The organism is Streptomyces sp. TAA204, assembly GCF_000424965.1.
This window is the reverse complement of the sequence record NZ_AUKW01000002.1, coordinates 374,933-398,375: the sequence shown is the minus strand read 5'-3', so window position 1 is coordinate 398,375 and position 23,443 is coordinate 374,933. Positions and strand designations below refer to the sequence as shown.

18 protein-coding genes and 1 tRNA gene are annotated in these 23,443 nt (G+C 71.6%); 14 read left to right on the top strand and 5 right to left on the bottom strand.

Going from position 1 to position 23,443, the window contains the following annotated elements:
- Window positions 1–55: 55 nt before the first annotated feature.
- The 9 genes from H343_RS28895 (at window position 56) to H343_RS0104510 (ending at window position 10,071) form a co-directional block, all read left to right on the top strand.
- Window positions 56–1,456, top strand: a complete 1,401-nt coding sequence (locus H343_RS28895) for a ThuA domain-containing protein (RefSeq protein WP_106958782.1) — start codon at window positions 56–58, stop codon at window positions 1,454–1,456.
- A 329-nt stretch (window positions 1,457–1,785) separates the two neighbouring features.
- Complete coding sequence (locus H343_RS0104545) at window positions 1,786–2,940, top strand: inositol-3-phosphate synthase (RefSeq protein WP_051264582.1); 1,155 nt, start codon at window positions 1,786–1,788, stop codon at window positions 2,938–2,940.
- Window positions 2,937–3,980: an SCO3242 family prenyltransferase gene (locus H343_RS0104540; protein ID WP_028430164.1), complete on the top strand. Its 1,044-nt coding sequence runs from the start codon at window positions 2,937–2,939 to the stop codon at window positions 3,978–3,980. Before H343_RS0104545 ends, H343_RS0104540 begins: the two co-directional genes overlap by 4 nt.
- On the top strand, window positions 3,977–4,915 hold the full coding sequence (locus H343_RS0104535; protein WP_037902322.1) for a sugar phosphate isomerase/epimerase family protein: 939 nt from the start codon (window positions 3,977–3,979) through the stop codon (window positions 4,913–4,915). The genes H343_RS0104540 and H343_RS0104535 overlap by 4 nt, the downstream gene beginning before the upstream one ends.
- A 2-nt stretch (window positions 4,916–4,917) precedes the next feature.
- Complete coding sequence (locus H343_RS28890; RefSeq protein ID WP_051264581.1) at window positions 4,918–5,598, top strand: EboA domain-containing protein; 681 nt, start codon at window positions 4,918–4,920, stop codon at window positions 5,596–5,598.
- Entirely contained in the window at window positions 5,598–6,452 is an 855-nt protein-coding gene (locus H343_RS0104525; protein WP_028430162.1) for a TatD family hydrolase, read from the top strand. The genes H343_RS28890 and H343_RS0104525 overlap by 1 nt, the downstream gene beginning before the upstream one ends.
- Window positions 6,453–6,467: 15 nt before the next feature.
- The gene (gene eboE, locus H343_RS0104520; RefSeq protein WP_028430161.1) at window positions 6,468–7,646 is read left to right on the top strand and encodes a metabolite traffic protein EboE; all 1,179 of its coding nucleotides are present in this window, start codon (window positions 6,468–6,470) and stop codon (window positions 7,644–7,646) included.
- Entirely contained in the window at window positions 7,643–9,046 is a 1,404-nt protein-coding gene (locus tag H343_RS0104515) for an alkaline phosphatase family protein (protein WP_028430160.1), read from the top strand. Before eboE ends, H343_RS0104515 begins: the two co-directional genes overlap by 4 nt.
- Complete coding sequence (locus H343_RS0104510) at window positions 9,046–10,071, top strand: sugar phosphate isomerase/epimerase family protein (protein ID WP_028430159.1); 1,026 nt, start codon at window positions 9,046–9,048, stop codon at window positions 10,069–10,071. Before H343_RS0104515 ends, H343_RS0104510 begins: the two co-directional genes overlap by 1 nt.
- 93 nt (window positions 10,072–10,164) lie before the next feature.
- On the opposite strand, the gene H343_RS0104505 is transcribed toward H343_RS0104510, so the two are convergent.
- From H343_RS0104505 to H343_RS0104490, 4 genes are all read right to left on the bottom strand, one after another.
- Window positions 10,165–11,547 carry an OFA family MFS transporter gene (locus H343_RS0104505; protein WP_028430158.1) on the bottom strand — a complete coding sequence of 461 codons (1,383 nt, stop codon included), beginning with the start codon at window positions 11,545–11,547 and terminating at the stop codon, window positions 10,165–10,167.
- Between the two features lie 205 nt (window positions 11,548–11,752).
- On the bottom strand, window positions 11,753–13,909 hold the full coding sequence (locus H343_RS0104500) for an acetate--CoA ligase family protein (RefSeq protein ID WP_051264580.1): 2,157 nt from the start codon (window positions 13,907–13,909) through the stop codon (window positions 11,753–11,755).
- 3 nt (window positions 13,910–13,912) lie between these two features.
- Complete coding sequence (gene frc / locus H343_RS0104495; protein ID WP_028430156.1) at window positions 13,913–15,145, bottom strand: formyl-CoA transferase; 1,233 nt, start codon at window positions 15,143–15,145, stop codon at window positions 13,913–13,915.
- A gap of 46 nt (window positions 15,146–15,191) precedes the next feature.
- Window positions 15,192–16,892: a thiamine pyrophosphate-binding protein gene (locus H343_RS0104490; RefSeq protein ID WP_028430155.1), complete on the bottom strand. Its 1,701-nt coding sequence runs from the start codon at window positions 16,890–16,892 to the stop codon at window positions 15,192–15,194.
- Window positions 16,893–17,044: 152 nt separating this feature from the next.
- Between H343_RS0104490 and sucC the strand changes: the two genes are divergently transcribed.
- The 5 genes from sucC to H343_RS28885 all read left to right on the top strand — a co-directional run bounded on the left by sucC (window position 17,045) and on the right by H343_RS28885 (window position 22,525).
- Complete coding sequence (sucC, locus tag H343_RS0104485) at window positions 17,045–18,208, top strand: ADP-forming succinate--CoA ligase subunit beta (RefSeq protein ID WP_028430154.1); 1,164 nt, start codon at window positions 17,045–17,047, stop codon at window positions 18,206–18,208.
- Window positions 18,209–18,223: 15 nt separating this feature from the next.
- On the top strand, window positions 18,224–19,102 hold the full coding sequence (gene sucD / locus H343_RS0104480) for a succinate--CoA ligase subunit alpha (RefSeq protein ID WP_028430153.1): 879 nt from the start codon (window positions 18,224–18,226) through the stop codon (window positions 19,100–19,102).
- A gap of 168 nt (window positions 19,103–19,270) precedes the next feature.
- Window positions 19,271–20,890, top strand: a complete 1,620-nt coding sequence (locus tag H343_RS0104475) for an aldehyde dehydrogenase family protein (protein WP_028430152.1) — start codon at window positions 19,271–19,273, stop codon at window positions 20,888–20,890.
- A gap of 158 nt (window positions 20,891–21,048) precedes the next feature.
- Window positions 21,049–21,133 (top strand) — tRNA-Leu (locus tag H343_RS0104470).
- A 387-nt stretch (window positions 21,134–21,520) separates the two neighbouring features.
- Window positions 21,521–22,525: a helix-turn-helix domain-containing protein gene (locus tag H343_RS28885; protein WP_078504998.1), complete on the top strand. Its 1,005-nt coding sequence runs from the start codon at window positions 21,521–21,523 to the stop codon at window positions 22,523–22,525.
- 38 nt (window positions 22,526–22,563) lie between these two features.
- On the opposite strand, the gene H343_RS0104460 is transcribed toward H343_RS28885, so the two are convergent.
- On the bottom strand, window positions 22,564–23,367 hold the full coding sequence (locus H343_RS0104460; protein ID WP_028430151.1) for a thioesterase family protein: 804 nt from the start codon (window positions 23,365–23,367) through the stop codon (window positions 22,564–22,566).
- Window positions 23,368–23,443 lie beyond the last annotated feature (76 nt).

Sequence of the window (23,443 nt, the reverse complement as noted above, 5' to 3'; positions counted from 1 at the left end):
GCGACTCCCGCGCGGGACCGTGCGGTCGGCACTGACCGCGGCGGCTGCCGCGCTGATGCTGACCGTCACCGCGCTGCCCACCCAGGCAGCGGCACCGCCCGGCGGGCAGCAGGAGGGCGAGCGGATCCTGGTCTTCTCCAAGACCGCGGGATTCCGCCACGACTCCATCCCCGACGGGATCGCGGCGCTGCGTGAACTCGGTGCGGAAGGCGGCTTCACCCTCGACGCGACGGAGGACGCCGCCGTCTTCACCCCCGACCGGCTCGCCGAGTACGACGCCGTCGTCTTCCTCTCCACGACCGGCGACGTGCTGGACGAGGAGCAACAGGCCGCGTTCGAAGGCTACATACAGCAGGGCGGCGGATACGCCGGCGTGCACGCCGCCGCCGACACCGAGTACGACTGGCCCTGGTACGGCGGGCTGGTGGGCGCGTGGTTCGACTCGCATCCGCAGATACAGCCCGCCACCGTCGAGGTGGAGGACCGGGCGCACCCGGCCACCGCGCATCTCGGCGGGACCTGGGACCGTACCGACGAGTGGTACAACTACCGCGCCAGTCCCCGTGAGAACGTCCGCGTGCTGGCCGCGCTCGACGAGGAGTCCTACGACGGCGGCACCATGGACGGGGACCACCCGATCGTCTGGTGCCAGGAGTACGAGGGAGGCCGCGCCTTCTACACCGGCGGCGGGCACACCAAGGAGTCCTACGCCGAGGACGCCTTCCGCGAACACCTGCTCGGCGGCATCCGCTGGGCCACGGGCGCCGCTCAGGCCGACTGCCGACCGGAGAACGGCTACACGCCGCTCTACGACGCCGGCACCGGACTGGGGGAGTGGGAGCAGGCCGGGCCCGGCAGCTTCGAGGAGGGTGAGGACGGCACCCTCAGCACGGTCGGCGGGATGGGCCTGCTGTGGCACCGGACGGAGCAACTGGGCGACTACTCACTGAAGTTGGACTGGCGGATGGCGGGCGACGACAACTCAGGTGTCTTCGTCGGCTTCCCCGCCTCCGACGACCCCGTCTCGGCCGTGGACAACGGCTACGAGATCCAGATCGACGCCACGGACGTACCGGAGAAGACGACCGGCTCCGTCTACGGCTTCCGGTCCGCGGACCTCGAAGCGCGCGACGAGGCCCTCAGCCCGCCCGGCGAGTGGAACACCTTCGAGATCCGCGTCGAGGGCGAACGCCTGCGGGTCTGGCTCAACGGCGTCCAGGTCAACGACTTCACCAACACCGACCCCGTCCGAAGCCTGGCCGACGGCCACATCGGCCTGCAGAACCACGGCGACGGCGACGACGTCGCCTTCCGCGACGTCCGGCTGCGTCAGCTGGCGCCCTCCGCTCCGGACGCACCGGAGGGAACCCACGGCCACTCACACGGCCACTCCCACGGCGGGGACCGGGGCAAGGGCCACGGCGGGCCCGCCGCCGCGAAGGGAGGAGCGGGCTGACTCCCCCTACGGGGGCCGGACTCCCGTACGGGTCGGTGCCCGACTGCCGTCCGGCACACGCCGGATGACGAGCCGCAGCCAGCGGTCCGTCCGCCCGGTGCCCCGTGGCCCGAGGGGGGCCTGAAGGCACCGGGCAAGCGGCGGGCGAGGAGAACGCCGACTCCTCCCCGCCGCGCCTCCCCGCCGCGCGTCCCTCACCCCCTCCCGCATCCCCGTCCTCCCCGCCCCGGCACCCCGGCCCCGCTCCGTCAGGCAACCCCCTCACGCACACCCACCCGGCGCCCCACCGACGACACCTGACCACCACCCCCTCACCACGGAGGCAGGCCGTGAACGAAGACCACCCCATCCAGCAGCCCCCGCCCCCGCGCCCGTCCGCGGCCCGTACCGGCGTCTGGCTCGTCGGCGCACGCGGCTCCGTCGCCACCACGGCGGCAGCGGGCTGCGCGGCGGTCGCCGCCGGCATGCACCCGCCCGCCGGCATGGTCACGGAGACCGCCCCCTTCGCCGACTGCGGCCTGCCGCCACTGGGACACCTCGTCTTCGGCGGTCATGACACGGCCTCCTGCCCGCTGCCCAAACGGGCCGAACAGCTCGTCGCAGCAGGGGTGCTCCCGCACGGGCTGCCCGCGGCCGTGCGGGCCGAACTTGCCGCCGCCGACGCCTGCGTGCGCCCCGGCGGCCCGCTGACGGGAGACCCGCGCACCGAGGAGGAGGTGATCGACGACTTCGCCGCCGACCTCACCGCTTTCACCCGCGACAACGGTCTCGCCCGCACGGTCGTCGTCAACGTCGCCTCCACGGAAGCCGCACCGTCCGCGTCGCAGACCGCGCTGCCGCCCAGCTCCCGTTACGCTTCCGCCGCCCTGCGGGCGGGCTGCCCCTATGTGAACTTCACGCCCTCCACGGGCCTGCACCACCCTCGACTGCGGGCGGCCGCCCGGCACTCGGGGCTTCCGCACGCGGGGCGTGACGGCAAGACCGGGCAGACGCTGCTGCGTTCCGTGCTCGCGCCGATGTTCGCGCAGCGCGCCCTGCCCGTACGCGCGTGGTCGGGCACCAACCTGCTGGGCGGCGGCGACGGAGCCGCCCTCGCCGACCCCGGCGCCGCGGCCGCGAAGAACGCGGGCAAGGAACGTGTCCTCGCCGACAACCTGGGCCGACTGCCCGAAGGCGAACTGCACATCGACGACGTCCCGGCACTGGGGGAGTGGAAGACCGCCTGGGACCACGTCGCCTTCGACGGCTTCCTCGGCTCGCGCATGATCCTGCAGACCGTCTGGCAGGGCTGCGACTCCGCGCTGGCCGCGCCGCTCGTCCTCGACCTCGCCCGGCTCGTCGCCCGCGCCCACGAGAAGGGACTCGGCGGACCCGTCGACGGGCTCGGCTTCTACTTCAAGGACCCCGACACCGGTCCGAGCGCCCTGCCCGACCAGTGGGGCGCGCTGCTCGGACTCGCCGGCCGTCTGCGGTCGTGCCGGTGAGGGCGCCGCGGTCGCTGGGCCGCGCCGCCGACTGGGCCGAACTCCTGCGGATCTCTGCCGCCTTCACCGTTCCCGGGGACGCACTCGCGGGTGCGGCGGCCTCCGGGCACCGGCCGAACGGGGGCACGCTGCTGGCGGCCGGGGCGTCGCTGTGCCTGTACGAGGCCGGGATGGCCCTCAACGACTTCTCGGACCGCGACATCGACGCGGCCGAACGCCCGGACCGTCCGCTGCCGTCCGGGCGGATAGCACCGGCCGCCGCGTTCACCGCCGCCGCCGTCCTCACCGCGGCCGGCCTGCGGCTGGCCGCGGCGGCGAGCCGCCCGGCGCTGCTGACGGCGACGGCGCTGGCGGGCACGGTCTGGGCCTACGACCTGCGCCTCAAGCACACGGCGTGGGGACCGGCCGCGATGGCGGGCGCCCGCGCCCTCGACCTGATCCTGGGCGCGACGGCGACGGCGGTGACTGCTGCCGGGACCGGGACCGGGACCGGGTGCGGGACCGTGAAGGCGAGGACGGCGTCCGCGGCCACCCACCCAAGCGCGGTGCCGGGAGCGAGCCGCGCCCCGACGGGCCGGGCACCAAGCCACGTTCAGCACCGGGCAGGGCCCGGCCCCCGCCCCCTCGGTGCGCCCGCGGCGACCCGCACCGGCGACGTGCTGCGCTCCGCCGCCTTCCTCGGCGCGCACACCTTCGCCGTGACCGCCGTCTCCCGCCGGGAAACGCTCGGCGCCACCCCCGCCGTCCCGCTGGCCGCGACCGGCGCCGTCGCCGCCCTCGCCTGCGCGACCGGCGCCGCGGGGCGCATGCCGGCGGCGTTCGCCCTCACCTATGCCACGACGGCCGCCCGTCCCCTCACCCGTGCCGCGGTCGACCCGTCGCCGCCGCTGCTCCAGCGCGCCGTCGGCGGCGGCATCCGCGCCACCGTCCCGCTCCAGGCCGCCCTGGCCGCCCGCGCCGGACGTCCCGGCTGGGCCGCGGCCCTGCTGGCGCTTCTCCCGGCGGCCGGACGGCTCTCACGGAAGGTCAGCCCCACATGAGCCCCAACGCCCCGCTGCGCTATGCCTACGGCACCAACGGACTCGCCGACCTGCGGCTGGAGGACGCCCTGGGGCTGCTCGCCGACCTCGGGTACGACGGGGTGGGACTCACCCTCGACCACATGCACCTCGACCCCCTCGCCGCGGACCTGCCGCGTCGAACAGCCGCCGTGGGCCGTGCACTTGAGAGGTACGGGCTGACCGTCACAGTCGAGACCGGCGCCCGCTACGTCCTCGACCCGCGGCGCAAGCACCACCCCACCCTGCTCGACCCCGACCCGGAGGCGCGCGCGGCACGTCTGGACCTGCTGCTGAAGGCCGTACGTGTCGCGGCCGACCTCGGCGCGCACGCCACACACTTCTTCAGCGGCACGCTGCCCGAGGGGACCGACAGGCACACAGCGTGGCCCCGCTTCGCCGACGGCGTCAGCGCGCTGCTCTCCGCCGCGCAGGCCACCGGGGTGCCGCTCGCCGTCGAGCCCGAACCCGGCCACCTCCTGGGCGACCTGGCCGATTTCCACCGGCTGCGCACGACTCTCGGCGAGCCCGGCGGGCTCGGGCTGACCCTGGACGTGGGGCACTGCCTCTGCCTGGAGACCGAGCCGCCGCCCGAGTGCGTACGCCGTGCCGCACCGTGGCTGCGGCATGTGCAGATCGAGGACATGCGACGCGGCGTGCACGAGCATCTGCCGTTCGGTGAAGGCCAGTTGGACGTACCGCCGGTACTGGCCGCACTGTGGGAGGCCGGTTACGCCGGCCTCGTCACCGTCGAACTGCCCCGCGACTCGCACGCCGGACCCGACCGCGCCCGCGACTCCCTCCGCGCCCTGCGCGAGGCGGAACGAACGGCACGGCACGGCGCGGGCGGCGCCCGGACCGGGGACCGGGCGGACGGGCCGCAGAGCGCCGCCGGCGGCCGGAGAGGAGCACAGTGACCATGCCGAACCCGCCCTCCGAGGAGCAGACATCCCTCAGCGGCACGCTCCGCGACCTCCAGGCCCGGCTGGAGCGCCAACTCGACGGCCCCGCCCGCACCTGGCTGCACCAGGCGCTCGCCGACGCCCGTGAGGCGCACCGGCCGGCGGCCTGGGAGGCGCACTTCGCCGCCGCCCGCCGCCGCTGCGGCCGCACCGCGGCGCCCGCCGTCCGAGTGCTGCTGCTGCACGCCGCCGGAGCGGGAAGCGCGACCCTCACCCGGCTCTACCGCCAGGGCACGGCCGCCGAACGCGTCGCCGTCCTGCGTGCCCTGCCCCATCTGCCTGTCGCGGGAACCCCCGACGCCGTGCCACTGGTGGAGGACGCGCTGCGTGCCAACGACACCGGGCTGGTCACCGCCGCCGTCGGCCCGTACGCCGCCGCACACCTCGACCGGCACGGATGGCGGCACGCCGTGCTGAAGTGCCTGTTCACAGGCGTCCCCACGGCCGCCGTCCACGGCCTCGCCCGGCGCGCCCGGGGCGACGCCGAACTGGCCCGCATGCTCCGCGACTTCGCACACGAACGCACCGTAGCGGGCCGCACGGTACCGGCGGACCTGCTGCACGTCCTCGACCTGGCGGAGGCCGAAGCGGAAGCAGAAGCCGACGCCCCCTCGTCCCCGACGCCCGAGGAGTCCTGATGCGCATCTTCGACCCGCACATCCACATGACCTCGCGGACCACCGACGACTACGCCGCCATGTACGAGGCCGGCGTACGCGCCCTGGTCGAACCCTCCTTCTGGCTCGGCCAGCCCCGCACCTCCCCCGGCTCCTTCTTCGACTACTTCGACTCGCTGCTGGGCTGGGAGCCCTTCCGCGCCTCCCAGTACGGCATCGCCCACCACTGCACCATCGCCCTCAACCCCAAGGAGGCCGGCGACCCGCGCTGCGTACCCGTTCTGGACGAACTACCGCGCTACCTCGACAAGGACGGCGTGGTCGCCGTGGGCGAGATCGGCTACGACTCCATGACGCCCGCCGAGGACACCGCCCTGGCAGCGCAGCTCCAACTCGCCGCCGACCACGGCCTCCCGGCCCTCGTCCACACCCCGCACCGCGACAAGGCGGCGGGCCTGACCCGCACCCTCGACGTGCTGCGCGAGTCCGGGCTGCCGCCGGAGCGGGTCGTGCTCGACCACCTCAACGAGGCCACCGTCGACGCCGCAGCCGACAGCGGTTGCTGGCTCGGCTTCTCCATCTACCCCGACACCAAGATGGACGAGCACCGCATGGTGCGCCTGCTGCGTCTGCACGGCACCTCCCGCGTCCTGGTCAACTCCGCCGCCGACTGGGGCCGCAGCGACCCGCTCAAGACCCGCGCCGTGGCGGACGCCATGCTGCTGGCCGGCTTCACCGACGACGAGGTCGAGCAGGTGCTGTGGCACAACCCCGTCGCCTTCTACGGGCAGAGCGGACGCCTCGAACTCGACCCCGTCGATGAGACCGGCGCGCTCACCCACGAGGGCAACTCCATTCTGCGCGGCGGGGAATGAGGGGAGGGCAGGGCCATGCGCTTCCGACACCCCGACGGCTCGACCGTCCACCTCGCGTACTGCACGAACGTGCACGCCGCCGAGGACTTCGAGGGCGTGCTGAGCCAACTGCGCGAGCACGCCGAGCCGGTGCGCCGCCGCCTGCACCGCGACCGCCTGGGCATCGGTCTGTGGCTGGCCCGCGACGCCGCCCGTACGCTCACCGCGGACCCCTCCTCGGTACGGACGCTGCGCTCCGAACTCGACCGGCGCGGACTGGAGGTGGTCACCCTCAACGGCTTCCCCTACCAGGGCTTCGGTGACGAGCACGTCAAGTACCGCGTCTACAGGCCGGACTGGACAGAGCCGGCGCGGCTGGACCACACCACCGACCTGGCCAGGCTGCTGGCCGCGCTGCTGCCCGACGACGCCGACGAGGGCACCGTCTCCACGCTGCCGCTGGCCTGGCGCAGCGACTTCACCGCCCAGCGCCGCCGCACCGCACTGGAAGCGCTCGGCACACTCGCGGCACGCCTGGACGCCCTGGAGGAGCTGACCGCGCGCAGCATCCGTGTCGGTCTGGAACCCGAACCCGGCTGCACGGTGGAGACCACCGCGGACGCCGTCGAGGCGCTGACGGGCCCCTCGGCGCCGCCCTCGCACCGCATCGGCGTGTGCGTGGACACCTGCCACCTGGCCACCCAGTTCGAGGAGCCCGACGAGGCCGTCGCCGCCCTCACCGGTGCCGGTGTCCCCATCGTCAAAAGCCAGCTCTCCGCCGCCCTGCACCTCGAAGACCCCGCCGCCGAGGGCGCGCTGGCCGCGCTGTCGGGCTTCGCCGAGCCCCGCTTCCTCCACCAGACGCGCGCCCTGACCGGACGGGGAGTGCGCGCCACCGACGACCTCGGCGACGCGCTGCTGCCCGGCACCCTGCCGGACTCGGCGCCCTGGCGCTCCCACTTCCACGTCCCCCTGCACGCACCGCCCGACCCGCCGCTGACCAGCACCGTGGGCGTTCTGCGGGGGGCGCTCGCCCAACTCGTGGGCGGACCCGCACCGCTGACCCGCCATCTGGAGGTGGAGACCTACACCTGGCAGGCCCTCCCGGAAGGTCTGCGCCCCCGCACCCGCGCCCAGCTCGCCGACGGCATCGCGGCGGAACTCGACGTCGCCCGCGAGATGCTCATCGGCCTCGGCCTGAAGGAGCTGCCGTGACACAGGACCCCCAGCCCCAGCCCCGGCCCCGTCCGCTGGTCGTCCTCGACGTCGTCGGGCTCACACCCCGGCTCCTGGCCCACATGCCGGCGCTGCGCGCCGTGGCCGGCCAGGGCACCAGCACCTCGCTGGGCACGGTGCTGCCCGCGGTGACCTGCGCCGCCCAGTCCACCTTCCTCACCGGCGTCACCCCCGCCGAGCACGGAATCGTCGGCAACGGCTGGTACTTCCGCGAGCTGGGCGAGGTGCTGCTGTGGCGGCAGCACAACGCGCTCGTCGGCGGGGAGAAGCTGTGGGACGCCGCCCGCGCCCGCCACCCCGGCTACACCGTCGCCAACATCTGCTGGTGGTACGCCATGGGCGCCGACACCGACTGGACCGTCACCCCGCGCCCCGTCTACTACGCCGACGGACGCAAGGAGCCGGACTGCTACACCCGCCCGCCCGCTCTGCACGACGAACTCACCGACCTCCTGGGCACGTTCCCCCTCTTCCACTTCTGGGGCCCCGGCGCGGACATCGTCTCCTCCCGCTGGATCACCGACGCCACACGCCACATCCTGCGCACCCGCGAACCCGACCTCGCGCTGGCCTACCTCCCGCACCTGGACTACGACCTCCAGCGCTACGGCCCCGACGACCCCCGCTCCCACCGCGCGGCCGCCGAACTCGACGCCACCCTCGCCCCGTTGCTGGACGACGCCCGCGCACAGGGACGTACCGTCGTCGCGCTCTCGGAGTACGGCATCACCCGCGTCGAGCGCACCGTCGACATCAACCGGGCGCTGCGCCGCGCCGGGCTGCTCGAGGTGCACACCCAGGACGGCATGGAGTACCTGGACCCCACCACCTCACGGGCCTTCGCCGTCGTCGACCACCAGCTCGCCCACGTCTACGTACGCGACCCCGCCGACCTCGACGACGCCCGCCGCGCACTCGACGGGCTGCCCGGAATAGCCGAACTCCTCGGCGAGCGAGGGAAGAAGACCCACCACCTGGACCATCCGCGCGCCGGCGAACTCGTCGCCCTCGCCGAGCCGGGGGCCTGGTTCACCTACTACTACTGGCTCGACGACGCCCGCGCGCCCGACTTCGCCCGCCTGGTCGAGATCCACCGCAAACCGGGCTACGACCCTGCCGAGCTGTTCATGGACCCCGGCGACCCGTATGTGCGCCTGCGCGCCGCGACCGCGCTGGCACGCAAGAAGACCGGCATGCGCTACCGCATGGCGGTCGTACCGCTCGACCCGTCACCGGTGCGCGGCAGCCACGGCCGCCTCCCCGAAAGCCCCGAAGAGGGGCCCGTCTTCATCTGCTCCCGTGCCGGTGTCGCCGACGGCCCCCTGGCCGCGACCGACGTCAAGTCCCTGCTCATCGAACTCGCCCTTGGAGACTCCTGATGACACGCACACCGCACGATCCCGAACTCTCCCGGCGGCTGCGCCGCCGCGGATTCCTCGGCGTCGCCGCCGGAAGCGCAGCTGCCTCGCTGCTGGGCGGCACAGGCACCGCACACGCCGCGGTCCCCGCCGCCGCTGCCGGCGCGGACGACCGCTGCGGGCCGCTCCTGCCCAAGGGACGGCTCGGCATCCAGCTCTACACGCTGCGCGACAAGGTGGCCTCGCTGGGCTTCGCCGCCGTCTTCGAGGAGCTGTCCCGGTACAGCTACGAACAGGTCGAGTTCGCCGGCTACACCCAGGGGACCGGTGACATCTCCCTCGCCCGGCTGCGCAGGCTGCTGCGGGAGCACGGGCTGCGCGGCATCGGCAGCCACGTCGGCTACTGGTCCGACGACCCGGCGGCCTACACCTTCGACACCCAGCTGGAGAAGGTCCTCGACGACGCCGCCGCGCTCGGGCTGCCGCATGTGGGCACGGCCGCGAGCCCGGACCGCTACGGCCGCACCGTCGACGCCTGGAAACGCGCCGCGGAGGACTTCAACACCTACGGCGCGGCGGCGAGGAAGCGCGGGCTGAAGTTCTACCAGCACAACCACCAGATGGAGTTCGGCTTCGCCGAGGACCGCCCCGACGTACGTCTCTACGACGTGCTGCTCGCCGAGACCGACCCCGAACTGGTCTATCTGGAGATGGACATCTACTGGGCCTACGCCGGCCAGTACCGCTTCAGCGTCCGCCCCGACGGCATCCCCGCGCCCTTCGAGCCCGTCGACTACGTGCTGGCGCAGCCCGAGCGCTACCCGCTCTTCCACGTCAAGGACGGCGAACACGACGAGACCGCCGACGACGGGTACCGGATGGTGGACGTCGGCGACGGGGACATCGACTATCAGCGCTTCCTGTCGAAGGTCACCAGGTCGCACGGCGGGAGGAAGCACAACTGGCAGGTGGAGCACGACCAGCCGTCCGACTCCCTGAGGACGGCGCGCCGTTCGGCGGCCCATCTGCGGTCGCTGCGGCGCTGAGCGCAGCATCCCGGAAACGGTCTCGGGCCGCCCCCCTTCGCAAGGGAGGCGGCCCGAGGCCGTCACATCACTTCCCGCAGGCCCGGGGTGGCGTCACTCTCCGCCTGTCGGCTGCGGATTGGGCTTGATCACGGACTTCCTCGGCCGTCCGGGCTGGTACAGGAACAGCGCCACGAAGCCGGCGAACAGCGAGGTGCCTCCCGCGAGCCAGAACGCCCCGCCGTAGCCCCAGGCGGTGACCACCATGGAACCAAGCCCCGCGCCGGCGATGCCGGACAGCAGCTTGGAGCTGTAGACCATGCCGTAGTTGGTGGCGTTGTTGTTCTCACCGAAATAGTCCGCGGTCAGCGCAGCGAACAGCGGGAAGACCGCTCCGCCGCCGAATCCGGAGACCATCGAGCAGAACAGGAACAGCCACATCGACCCCGCCTGCCCGGACAGCAGGACCCCGAACTGCGCCAGGCCGAGGACGGCGCAGACGAAGATCAGGCACTGCTTGCGTCCGTACATGTCGGACAGCCAGCCGATCACGCCCCGGCCGGTGCCGTTGACGATGGCCTTCAGCGACATGGCGGTGGCGACGATGCCGCCCGCGAAGCCCATGTCGTCGCCGAAGGGCACCTGGAAGGCGATACCGAAGATGTTCACACCGGACGTGCACAGCAGACAGAACCACATCAGCGGAACGCGTCCGGTCCGGAACGCCTCCTTGGCGGTGTACTGCTTGACCGCCGGCGGGTTCTTCTGCAGCGCACGGCGTGCGCGCGGGTCGTCCGGCGGCTTCAGCGGGTCGACGTGGTCGGGCCACCAGTTCTTCGGCGGGTCCTTGAAGAACGAGCCGGCGAAGGCGACGACCGCGGCCAGGAACACACCGACGCTGACCAGCACCCACTTGAAGTTGCTGACGTCCATGAAGCCGGTGAAGATGAACACGAACGGCACCGAGCCGTAGGCGAAACCGCCGTTGACGAAGCCGGTCTTGCCGCCCTTGCGCTCCGGATACCACTTGCCGACCATGTTCACGCAGGTCGCATACACCGCTCCGGCGCCCATACCGCTGAAGACGCTGAAGCCGATGTAGGCGAGGACGACGTTCGGCGCGTACGCGAGCGCGAGATAGCCGATGAAGGTGCCGAGCGCACCCCACATCATCGCCTGCCGTGCGGGGAACCGCCCGCTCTCACGCAGCTTGCCGACCGGGAAGGCCACGCCTCCCTGGAAGAGGACCCAGATGCCCATCATCCAGAAGATGTGTGCACTGTTCCAGCCGTGCGCCGTGTGGAGCGTCGATTCGGCGGAAGCGAACGCGTACTCCGCGGAGGAGATGCCCATCATGCCGACCCACGGCAGGATGACCATCCACCGGCGGCGGCGTCCCATGATGTCGATGTCGGACTCGCCTACGCGGTAAGTTCGACCGTTCTTGTCCGTCACCTCCCGGTATGGGAGGCCTGTTGGAACTTCTGTCGTTGTCATGTGCTGCACCCCTTGCGTGGAGAGAGTCTGGCCAGCGCCCCCTGTCCGGATCTCTTGCTTGGTGCGGTGTTGCGGTGCTGCGTCCAGCTGCTTTCTCAAGCGGCGGACGGGTGGACTGCGCAGTCCGCCCGGCCACCGCCCGGCTCCGCCGTGGTGATGGAGCGCAAGTCCCCACCACCACGGAGCAGCTCCCGCAGCACGGGCCCTACAGGAGCCCGGCCGCCCGTGCCCACTGGTACTTGGCTCCCAGCACGGCCACGGGCTTCTCCGTCGTGTACGGGTAGGCGACCACTCCTCGCTCGAAGAGGTACGCGCATGCTTCCTCGACCTCCACGTCACCAGCAAGGGAGGCAACCACGGGTTTCTCGATTCCCTTCTCCCGTGCCTCGGCGACGACCCTGGCTGTCAGCTCCGCGAAGACCATGGGCGGAGTGACGATGGTGTGCCAGTAGCCGAGGACCAATGAGTGGATGCGCGGGTCCTCCAGACCGAGGCGGATCGTCGCCTCGTACGTGGAGGGCGGCTCGCCTCCCGTGATGTCCACGGGGTTGCCCGCGGCGCCGAACGGCGGGATGAAGGCGCGGAACGCCTCGTCCAGGTCCGGCGGGATCTCCATCAGCGACAGTCCGTTGTCGACGATCGCGTCCGAGAGCAGTACGCCCGAGCCGCCGGCGCCGGTGATGATCACGGTGTTGTCGCCCTGCGGCGTGGGCAGCACGGGCAGGGCCCGTGCGTACTCCAGCATCTCGTTCAGGCCCGGCGCCCGGATGACGCCGGCCTGCCGCAGGATGTCGTCGTAGACCGCGTCGTCGCCCGCGAGCGCGCCCGTGTGCGAACCCGCCGCCTTGGCGCCCGCGCTGGTGCGGCCCGCCTTGAGGACGACGACGGGCTTCTTCGGCACGGTCTCCCGCGCCGCTTCCACGAACGCCCGCCCGTCCTTGAGGTCCTCCAGGTGCATCGCGATGCACTCGGTGTTCGGGTCGTCCGCGAAGTAGGTGAGCAGGTCGTCCTCGTCCAGGTCGGACTTGTTGCCCAGCCCCACGATCGCCGAGACACCGGTGCTGGTGCTCCGGGCGAAGCCGAGGATGGCCATGCCGATGCCGCCCGACTGGGACGTGAGCGCCACACCGCCCTTGACGTCGTAGGGCGTGCAGAAGGTGGCGCACAGGTCGTGCCAGGTCGAGTAGTAGCCGTAGATGTTCGGGCCGAGCAGGCGTACGCCGTGCTTCTCCCCGATGGCCACGATCCGGTCCTGCAGTTCCACCTCGCCGGTCTCGGCGAAGCCGGAGGGGATGAGCACCGCGTTGGGGATGCCCTTGGCGCCGACGGCCTCCAGCGTGTCCGGCACGAACTTGGCCGGCACGGCGAAGACCGCAACGTCCACCTCGCCGGGGATGTCGGCGACCGACTTGTATGCCTTGAGCCCCAGGATCTCGTCGGCCTTCGGGTTCACCGGGTGGATCTCACCCGGGAACCCGCCGTCGACGAGGTTGCGCATGACCGAATTGCCGATCTTGCCCTGCTCGTTGGAGGCGCCGACCACCGCGACCGACCGCGGCTGCATCAGCCGCTTCATCGAGGCGCGTATCTCCTCCGGGGTGTAGCGCCGGCGTGGTGCCGGTTCGCCCTCGGTGAGCAGGACGCGGATGTCGGCGGCCAGCGCGCCGTCGGGAGCGGCGAAGACGGGGTTGAGGTCGACCTCGGCCAGCTCCGGGAAGTCGTGCGCGAGTTGCGAGACGGCCACGATGACGCCCGCCAGCGCCGCGCGGTCCACCGGTTCGCCGCCCCGTACGCCCTTGAGGATCTCCGCCGCCTCGATGCCGTCGAGCATCGACAGCGCGTCCTCGGTGGTGGCCGGGGCGAGCCGGAAGGTGACGTCCTTGAGGACCTCCACCAGCACCCCGCCCAGGCCGAAGGCGACGACCTTGCCGAAGGTGGGGTCGGTGACCGTACCGACCAGCACCTCCTGCCCGGGCTTCGCCATCTGCTGCACCTGTACGCCCAGTACGTCCGCCCCGGAGTCGTACTCACGCGCGTTGCCGACGATTTCGCGGTAGGCGCTGCGCACGTCCGCGGAGGAGGAGACGCCGACGCGCACCCCGCCCGCGTCGGTCTTGTGCAGGATGTCCGGGGAGACGATCTTCATCGCGACGGGGAAGCCGATCCGGTCGGCCAACTGCACCGCCTCGTCGGCGGATTCCGCCAGGCCCTCGTCCGGCACGGGGATGCCGTAGGCGTCGGCCACACGCTTGCCCTCGGGGGCGGTCAGCGCGGTACGGCCCTCGGCGCGGGCGGCTTCCAGCACCGCCCGTACCGCTGCCCTGTCCGGCTGCCCGGGGCCGGTCTCGTTGTCCTGGGGCATCTCTCAGATCACTCCGTTCGTCTTGAGCAGCGCCACTTCTTCCTCGCCGAGACCGAGTTCGCCGATGTAGACCTCCTCGTTGTGCTCACCCAGCAGGGGCGAGGAGGTGATCTCCACGGGGGAGTCGGAGAGTTTGATCGGGGAGCCGACTGTGGTGAAGGCGCCGCGTTCGGGGTGATCGACCTCGACGATCATCCCGTTCGCCGCCAGGGACTCGTCCTCGGCGATCTCCTTGGTGGAGAGGATCGGCCCGCAGGGGATGTTGTGGGCGTTCAGCGCGCCCAGCACCTCCCACTTGGGGAGCGTGGCCGACCACTCCTCGATGAGCTGGAACATCTTGTCCAGCTTCGGCAGCCGCGCCTCCGGGGTGTTCCAGTCCGGGTCGTCGGCCAGTTCGGGACGTCCGATGAGCTTCGTCAGCGGCTCCCAGCCCACGGGCTGCACGATCACGTACACGTAGTCGTTGGGGCCGCCCGGCGCGCACTTGACCGCCCAGCCGGGCTGGCCGCCGCCGGAGGCGTTGCCCGAGCGCGGCACCTCGTCGCCGAAGTCCTCGTTCGGGTACTCGCCGAGCGGGCCGTGCTCGAGCCGCTGGTGGTCGCGCATCTTCACCCGGCACAGGTTGAGCACCGAGTGCTGCATGGCGACGTTCACACGCTGCCCGCGCCCGGAGCGCTCACGCTGCAGCAGCGCGGCGAGGATGGCGGCGACGGTGTGCACGCCGGTGCCCGAGTCACCGATCTGGGCACCGGTGGCCATCGGCGGGCCGTCCTCGAACCCGGTGGTCGACATCGAGCCGCCCATCGCCTGCGCGACGACCTCGTACGCCTTGAAGCCGGTGTAGGGGCCTTCTCCGAAGCCCTTGATGGACGCGTAGACCAGCTTGGGGTTGATCTGCTTGATGCGGTCCCAGGTGAAGCCCATCCGGTCCACCGCTCCGGGACCGAAGTTCTCCACCAGCACGTCGCTGCGCCGGATCAGCTCCGTCAGCAGCTCCTTGCCGCGGTCGGACTTGGTGTTGAGCGTGATGCTGCGCTTGTTGCAGTTGAGCATCGTGAAGTAGAGGGAGTCCACGTCCGGGACGTCCCTGAGCTGTTTGCGGGTGATGTCGCCGGAGGTCGCCTCCAGTTTGATCACGTCGGCGCCGAGCCAGGCGAGCAGCTGGGTCGCGGACGGGCCCGACTGCACATGGGTCATGTCGAGGACACGCACCCCGTCGAGTGCCTTCTGGGTCAGGTTCGTCGTGCCGGTCACATCGGTCACGTCGGTCACCGCGGTCACCTCACTTGTACATCGTCTGGTTCATGGTTCCGGGGGCGTACGCGTCCGGGTCGATCCACACGTTGACCAGGGACGGCTTGCCGGAGGCGCGGGCACGCTCCAGGGCGGGCCTGATCTCCGAGGGTTCGCGCACCTCTTCGCCGTGGCCGCCGAGCATCCGCGCGAACTGGTCGTAGGGCACGTCGCCGAGGGTGTTTCCGACCCGTTCGCGCGACTCGCCGTACTTGGCCTTCTGGCCGTAACGGATCTGGTTCATCGAGGAGTTGTTGCCGACGATGCCGACGAAGGGCAGGTCGTAGCGGACCAGCGTCTCGAAGTCCCAGCCGGTCAGGGAGAAGGCGCCGTCACCGAAGAGGGTGACGACCTCCTTGTCGGGACGGGCCTGTTTGGCCGCCAGCACGAACGGCACGCCCACGCCGAGCGTCCCCAGCGGCCCCGGGTCCATCCAGTTGCCGGGCGCCTTGGGCTGCACGACCTGGCCGGAGAAGGTGACGATGTCGCCGCCGTCGCCGATGTAGAGCGAGTCCTCGGTGAGGAAGTCGTTGATCTCGCTGACCAGCCGGTAGGGGTGGATCGGGGAGGCGTCCGAACGCAGCTGCGGCAGCCGCTTCTCCAGCGCTGTCTGCTCGGCGCTGCGCAGCTCCTCCAGCCACGCCTTGCGCTTGTCGCCACCGCCGTTCAGCTGTCCGGAGGCGGCCTGGGTGACAGCGGAGAGCACCAGGTCGGCCGAACCGACGATGCCGAGGTCGATGTCGCGGTTCTTGCCCACGGTGCGGTAGTCGAGGTCGATCTGGACGACGGTCGCGTCGGGGGAGAGGCGCTTGCCGTAGCCCATGCGGAAGTCGAAGGGCGTGCCGACGATGATGATGAGGTCGGCGTTGGAGAAGGCGTAGCGCCGCGAGAGCTGGAAGTGGTGCGGGTCGCCGGGCGGCAGCGTGCCGCGGCCGGCGCCGTTCATGTACGCCGGTACGTTCAGCGTCCGTACCAGCTCCGTCGCCGCCTCCGTCGCCCGGCATGTCCAGGTCTGGCTGCCCAGCAGGATCGCCGGGCGCTCGGCCTGCGACAGCAGGTCGGCGAGCTTCTGCACGGATTCGGGGTCGCCGGCCTGGCGTGTGGAGGCACGGTAGTTGCCGGCCTCGGGAACCCGCGCCTTCTCGCGGGGGACCTTCGCGTCGAGCACGTCGCGCGGGATCTCCAGGAAGGAGGGACCGGGCGCTCCGTGGTAGCACTCGCGGAAGGCCATCGAGACCATGTCCGCGGCGCGTGCCGTGTCCGGCACGGTCGAGGCGAACTTGGTGATGGGCGTCATCATGTCGACGTGCGGCAGGTCCTGCAGCGAGCCCATCTTGTGCTGCGTGTGGGCTCCTTGGCCGCCGATGAGCAGCATGGGTGACTCGGCCCGGAAGGCGTTGGCGACGCCGGTGACGGCGTCGGTGGTGCCGGGTCCGGCGGTCACCACGGCGCATCCGGGTTTGCCGGTGAGGCGCGCGTAGCCGTCCGCGGCGTGTGCGGCCACCTGTTCGTGACGTACGTCGACGACGTCGATCCCTTCGTCGACGCAGCCGTCGTAGATGTCGATGATGTGGCCGCCGCAGAGCGTGTAGATGACCTCCACGCCCTCCGCCTTGAGTGCCTTGGCGACCAGGTGTCCGCCGGATATGAGGTCCTGGTTTTCCCGGCTGTCCTGGCTGTCGTCGGGCATGGCGATTCGAGTCCCTTCGTCGGGTGCGGAGCAGGGTCAGAGCAGATTGCATACAGTCGACGAATACTGTATGAACCTTGTTATCCCGCATCGACTGAGTGATGTCCAGGGGGCGTGCACCGATCGTTTCGAAGATCGACCAGGGAGCACATGTGGACCTTTACGAGCACCAGGCGAGGGAACTCTTCGATCGCCACGGCGTGTTGGTGCCGGAGGCGGAGGTCGCCGGGACAAGCGGCGCCGCCCGTGAAGCCGCCCGGCGTCTCGACGCCGACCGGCACGGCGTCGTGGTCAAGGCGCAGGTGAAGACAGGAGGAAGAGGCAAGGCCGGCGGAGTGAAGAAAGCGGCCGACGAGGCCGCCGCCGAGATCACCGCCCGGCAGATCCTGGGCATGGACATCAACGGCCACACCGTGCACAGCGTGATGCTCGCGCGGCCCGTCCGGGTGGAGCAGGAGTTCTACGTCTCCTATGTGCTCGACCGGGCCCGGGGCTGCTTCCTCGCCATCGCCTCCGCCGAGGGCGGCATGGAGATCGAGGAGGTGGCCGCGGCGCGTCCCGAGGCCGTCGCGCGCGTCCCCGTAGACCCGGCGGCTGGTGTCACGGAGGAGAAGGCCGCCGAGATCACCGAGGCGGCGGGACTGCCGGCCGACGTGGCACCGGTGCTGCGCAGGCTCTGGCGGGTCCTGGAATCGGAGGACGCCCTCCTCGTGGAGGTCAACCCTCTTGTCCGCACGGCCGAGGGCGACATCAGGGCCCTCGACGGCAAAGTGACCCTCGACGACAACGCCCTCTTCCGGCAGGCACGTTGGGGCGACGCCGCCGAACCCGTGGGCGGTGACGGAGCCGGGAGGCTGGAGGCCGAGGCCGCCGCCAGGGGACTCAACTACGTCAAGCTGGACGGGCAGGTCGGTGTCATCGGCAACGGAGCCGGCCTGGTGATGTCCACGCTCGACGTGGTCGCCGGGTGCGGCGCGGAACCGGCCAACTTCCTCGACATCGGGGGAGGGGCGTCGGCGCAGGTCATGGCCGACGGGCTCTCCGTCGTCCTGAGCGACCCCGATGTGAAGTCACTCCTCGTCAACGTCTTCGGCGGCATCACCGCCTGCGACGCCGTCGCCGAGGGAATCACCCGGGCGCTGGGCCAGGTCCGGCTGACCAAACCCCTCGTCGTACGGCTCGACGGCAACAACGCCGCACTCGGCCGCACGATCCTCGAGGAGAACCCCCACCCGCTGCTGGAGCAGCGGACCACCATGGACGGCGCAGCCCAGCGGGCCGCCGAACTGGCCACGGCCGCGGCGAGCGCCGCGTAGGAGGCGGGAGAGAACATGGCGATCTTCCTCAACAAGGAGAGCAAGGTCATCGTCCAGGGCATGACCGGCTCCGAAGGAATGAAGCACACCCGTCGCATGCTCGCGGCCGGTACGGACATCGTCGGCGGCGTGAACCCCCGCAAGGCAGGTCAGGAGGTTGATGTCGACGGGCGCTCCGTCCCGGTCCTCGGGTCGGTGCGGGAGGCGCGCGAGGCCACCGGTGCGGACGTGTCGGTCCTCTTCGTCCCGCCGGCCTTCTCCAAGGCGGCGGTCGTGGAGGCGGCCGACGGCGGCATCGGTCTCGCCGTCGTCATCACCGAGGGCATCCCCGTGCACGACGCCGTGGCCTTCCGCGCCTACGCGCAGGAGCGCGGCACGCGCGTCATCGGCCCCAACTGCCCCGGGCTCATCAGCCCCGGTCTGTCCAACGCCGGCATCATCCCCGCCGACATCGCACCCGAGCCGGGCCGCATCGGGCTCGTCTCCAAGTCCGGCACGCTCACCTACCAACTCATGTACGAGCTGCGGGAGATCGGCTTCTCCAGCTGTGTGGGCATCGGCGGCGACCCTGTCATCGGCACCACGCACATCGACTGCCTGGCCGCCTTCGAGGACGACCCCGAGACCGACCTGATCGTGATGATCGGGGAGATCGGCGGTGACGCGGAGGAGCGCGCGGCCGACTTCATCAGGGAGCGGGTGACCAAACCGGTCATCGGTTACGTGGCCGGGTTCACCGCTCCGGAGGGCAAGACGATGGGCCATGCCGGCGCCATCGTCTCCGGCTCCTCGGGCACCGCCCGGGCGAAGAAGGAGGCACTGGAGGCCGCGGGCGTACGGGTCGGTGAGACGCCGACCGGGACGGCACGGCTCGTACTCGACCGGCTGGCCTGAGCCTTCGCGGAGACGTGACGTTCCGCATATCGGCACGGAGCCCGCTGTGCGGGCGGGAACACTTCGCTACCGTCCAGTAATAAACCCGGGAGCTCCCGGGTCCGTCGGGCATGAACCCGCACAACCCACGCAACCCGCCCCGTAGTGCAACGAGAGCGGAGAACAACGATGGGCAACACACCCTCACCCGCAGCACCCCACACCCCGCCCACCCTCACCCTCAAGCCGGGCACCGCCTGGGCCGACGCCTGGCGCCGCTGCCGCGACCTCGCGCCCGAGGCGTTCGCCGCCGACGGCCGCGTCCTCAACCTCTGGCGCGGCGGCTGGCAGGCCGACGGCGACCCGCTGCCGGCCACCAGCCCCGTCGACGGCACCGCCATCGCCGGGCCGCCGATGCTGGACGCGGCGACCGCCCACCAGGCCGTCGCCGCCGCCCTCGACCAGCACCGCGCCTGGCGGCACGTCCCCCTCCACGAGCGCCGCGCCCGCGTCGCCGCCGCCCTCGACGCCCTGACCGAACACCGGGAGCTGCTGGCCCTGTTGCTGGTCTGGGAGATCGGCAAGACCTGGAAGCTGGCACAGGCAGACGTCGACCGCGCCATCGACGGCGTGCGCTGGTACGTCGACAACATCGAGACGATGCTGGACGGCCGTACGCCCCTGCACGGGCCCGTCAGCAACATCGCGAGCTGGAACTACCCGATGAGCGTGCTCGTCCACGCCATGCTCATCCAGGCGCTCGCCGGCAACGCGGTCATCGCCAAGACCCCCACCGACGGCGGCCTGTCCTGCCTCACGCTTGCCTGCGCCCTGTCCGTACGCGAGGGGCTGCCGCTCACCCTCGTCAGCGGCAGCGGCGGCGCGCTGTCCGAACCCCTGGTGCGCGCACCGGAGATCGGATGCGTCTCCTTCGTCGGCGGCCGGGACACCGGAGCCCGCGTCGCGACCGCCGTCGCCGACCTGGGCAAGCGGCACATCCTCGAACAGGAGGGCCTGAACTGCTGGGGCGTGTGGAACTACTCGGACTGGGAGTCCCTCACCCCGCTCATCCGCAAGACCTTCGACTACGCCAAGCAGCGCTGCACCGCCTACCCCCGGTTCGTCGTGCAGCGCACGCTCTTCGCCGACTTCCTCGGGGCGTACCTGCCCGCGGTGCGCTCCATCCGGTACGGGCACCCGCTGGCCGTCGCCCTCCCCGACGGCCCGGCCGGCGGGGAGGCCCCGTACCCGGAGCTGGACTTCGGCCCGCTGATCAACGCCGCCAAGGCCAAGGAGCTGGCCGACCAGACACGGGAGGCCATCGACCGCGGAGCGGTCCCCCTCTACCAGGGCTCCCTGACGGACGGTCTGTTCCTGCCCGGACAGGACACCTCCGCCTATCTGCCGCCCACGACACTGCTCTCACCGCCGACGTCCTCGCCGCTGCACCACGCGGAGCCGTTCGGGCCGGTGGACAGCATCGTCCTGGTCGACACCGAGGCCGAGCTGCTCGCCGCGATGAACGCCAGCAACGGCGCCCTGGTCTCCACCCTCTCCACCGACGACCAGCAGGCCTTCGACCGCCTCGCGCCGCAGATCCGCGCCTTCAAGACGGGCCACAGCAAGCCCCGTTCCCGCGGGGACCGCGATGAGCTCTTCGGAGGCTTCGGAGCCTCGTGGCGCGGTGCCTTCGTCGGCGGCGAACTGCTGATCCGGGCCGTGACGGACGGTCCGTCCGGCGAACGTCTCCCCGGCAACTTCCCGGACTACCGCCTCCAGCCGGAGGCCGAGCACGCGCGGGCGGCCTGACGGCAGGCCCCGCGGGAGGGGACGCGGGCGGCCCGGCACGGCACTGACAACCACCGCGCCGGGCCGCCCGCGCACGCCGCGTTACCTGGGTGAAGACCCCTGCGAAACCTTGGTATGGTTGTCCGCGTCGCCACGGCCAACACCGGGCGACAACCCTTGTCCGGGTGGCGGAATGGCAGACGCGCTAGCTTGAGGTGCTAGTGCCCTTTACAGGGCGTGGGGGTTCAAGTCCCCCCTCGGACACATCGAGACACCGACGAAGCGGGTCTCTGCCGGTGACGGAAGTCGCGGCGGAGGCCCGCTTTCCGTTGGCCGAGCTGTACGTGAGGTCCCGTCACCTTGCGCCACCCCGAGAGAACGGTCCGTAGCGGCGCGCGCAGCCGTACCCCCGGGCGGCTTCCCGCTCCACGACCCGGGACCGTGGGGCGGGAGTACGGTCGAAGGTGAGGTCCGCACGCCGGTCATCCCCGATGGCCGGGTGAGGCGGCGGCGCACTGGCAGCCGTGCCGCGGAGGAAGCTCTCCGTAGAGGCCCGGGTCACGAGTACGCCTCCGCCGTGTTGCTCACCCCAGACGCGCAGACCGGCGCACCACCTGTTCTGTGCACCCGACCCCGTGCAGCGAGAGGCTCATGAGTACCAGCACTGTTGACGCCGGAGCACACAACCACGCGGCGGTGCGAAACGTGCTCGAAACCGCCGATCTGGACGTCTGGGTCGACGCCATGAGCAGCGCCTACGGCACCAGGATCCGGCTCAGTCAGATGGAGACCTGCCGTGTCGCCAGGCACGTCCGCAGCGACTTCGGCTCCTTCTGCATCGACCACCTGGCCCTGCCCGCGGAGGTCGGCTACGAGGCGGGGCCGCGGAGGAATATCGCAGTCTTCGAACCCACGCAGGGCTGGATGGAGCACCGCTGGGAAGGCGGCAGCGCCCGCACCGGCCCCGGTGAGGTCGCCCTCACCGCCCCGCCGGACCAGCCCTACAGCGCCGTCGCACACGCTGTGGACTCCGTCGCCGTGATGCTGGACCGCTCGCTCGTGCTGCATGCCGCCGGCTTCGGCGAGGACCAGCCGAGCGACTCGTTCCGCTTCACCGGGGTGCAGCCCGCCTCGCCCGGCCTCGCGGCCCATTGGAAGCACACGGCGGGACGCGTCCGCGACCTCCTCAAGTCCGACCCCGGGGTGCTGGGCGAACCGCTGGTGATCGGCACCGTGGCACGCGCCCTCGCGGCGAGCGCGCTCGACACCTTCCCCAACACCGGCGCCCCCGAGCCCACTCCGGCAGACCGGAGCGACGCCACACCCGACGCCGTCCGGCGGGCGGTCGCGTTCATCGAGGAGCACGCGCACACAGACATCGGGCCGACCGACGTCGCCGCGGCGGCCGGAGTCACCCCGCAGGCGCTGCGGTTGGCCTTCGCCCGTCACCACAGCGGCGGCGTGTTCGGCTGCCTGCGCCGGGTCCGCCTCGCCCGTGCGCATTTCGAACTCCTCGCTGCCGACGCCGCCTGCGGTGCGACCGTGGCGGGTGTCGCCGCGCGCTGGGGGTTCGCCAGGCCGGCCGGTTTCGCCGCCTGTTACCGCGGCGTCTACGGAGTCGGTCCCGACGACACCCTCGCCGTGTCCGACGTCTGACAGGCCGTTCCCGCCGCCCGCCCCGGGCGGCGGAGCCGTCAGCCGCGGGATGCCACGAAAAGGCTCTGCACTCCCCGGCCGATGGGCCCCTGCTCGTCGTGGAGGACGCTCTCGGACATGCCGATACCGGCCGAGTCCACGCTCGTACGGGCGTCGACACACACCCATTCCCCGACGGGGTAGCGGTGCAGATGCACCGTCAGGTCGGGATTCACGAACAGATGCGCGGTGAAGTCCAGTACGTTGCTGACACCGTTGCCGGAGTCCGCCGCGGCCAGCACCCGGTCCAGCGGGGCCGTCTTCTCGCCCGTCACCAGGGGCACCTTCATGCGCAGCCAGCACGCCGCGGGCCCCTGTTCCAGGAACGAGCCCGCCGCGAAGCGGAACTCCATCGCCGTGTGATAGCCGATGTCCCACGGAACGGAGAAGAACGGCTGCGGGCGGGCCGATCCGGGCGCGGCGATCACGGCGTCAGGCGTCACCTGCGGAACCGAACCGGGCAGCGTCCGGATGCGCAGCGCTCGCGCCCGCATGACCTCCTCGCCGCCCTCCGGTGTCAGGGACGCCTCCACCAGTTCCACGCTGCGCCCCGCCCGCAGCACACGTGTGGTCGTGGCCAGCGGTGCCAGCGGGACCGGGCTCATGATCTCGAAGGTGATCCTCGCCGGGCGCATGTCCTCGCGGGCGCCGGCCTGCTGCACGGCCCGTCCCAGCAGGGCAGCAGGCGGTCCCGCGTGCTGGCTGTCCGCGGACCAGGGACCGCGCGTGTACTCGGTGGGAATGAACTCTTCGTCCGCCACCTGCTCGAAGAATGCCTCGGCGCCACTGGTCCGCACTGTCACCGCCGTTTCTCCTGCTGCTCTGTGCTGTTCTCCGCTGTCCGCTGACGACAAGGAGACGCTACTGGTAGGTAGGCCC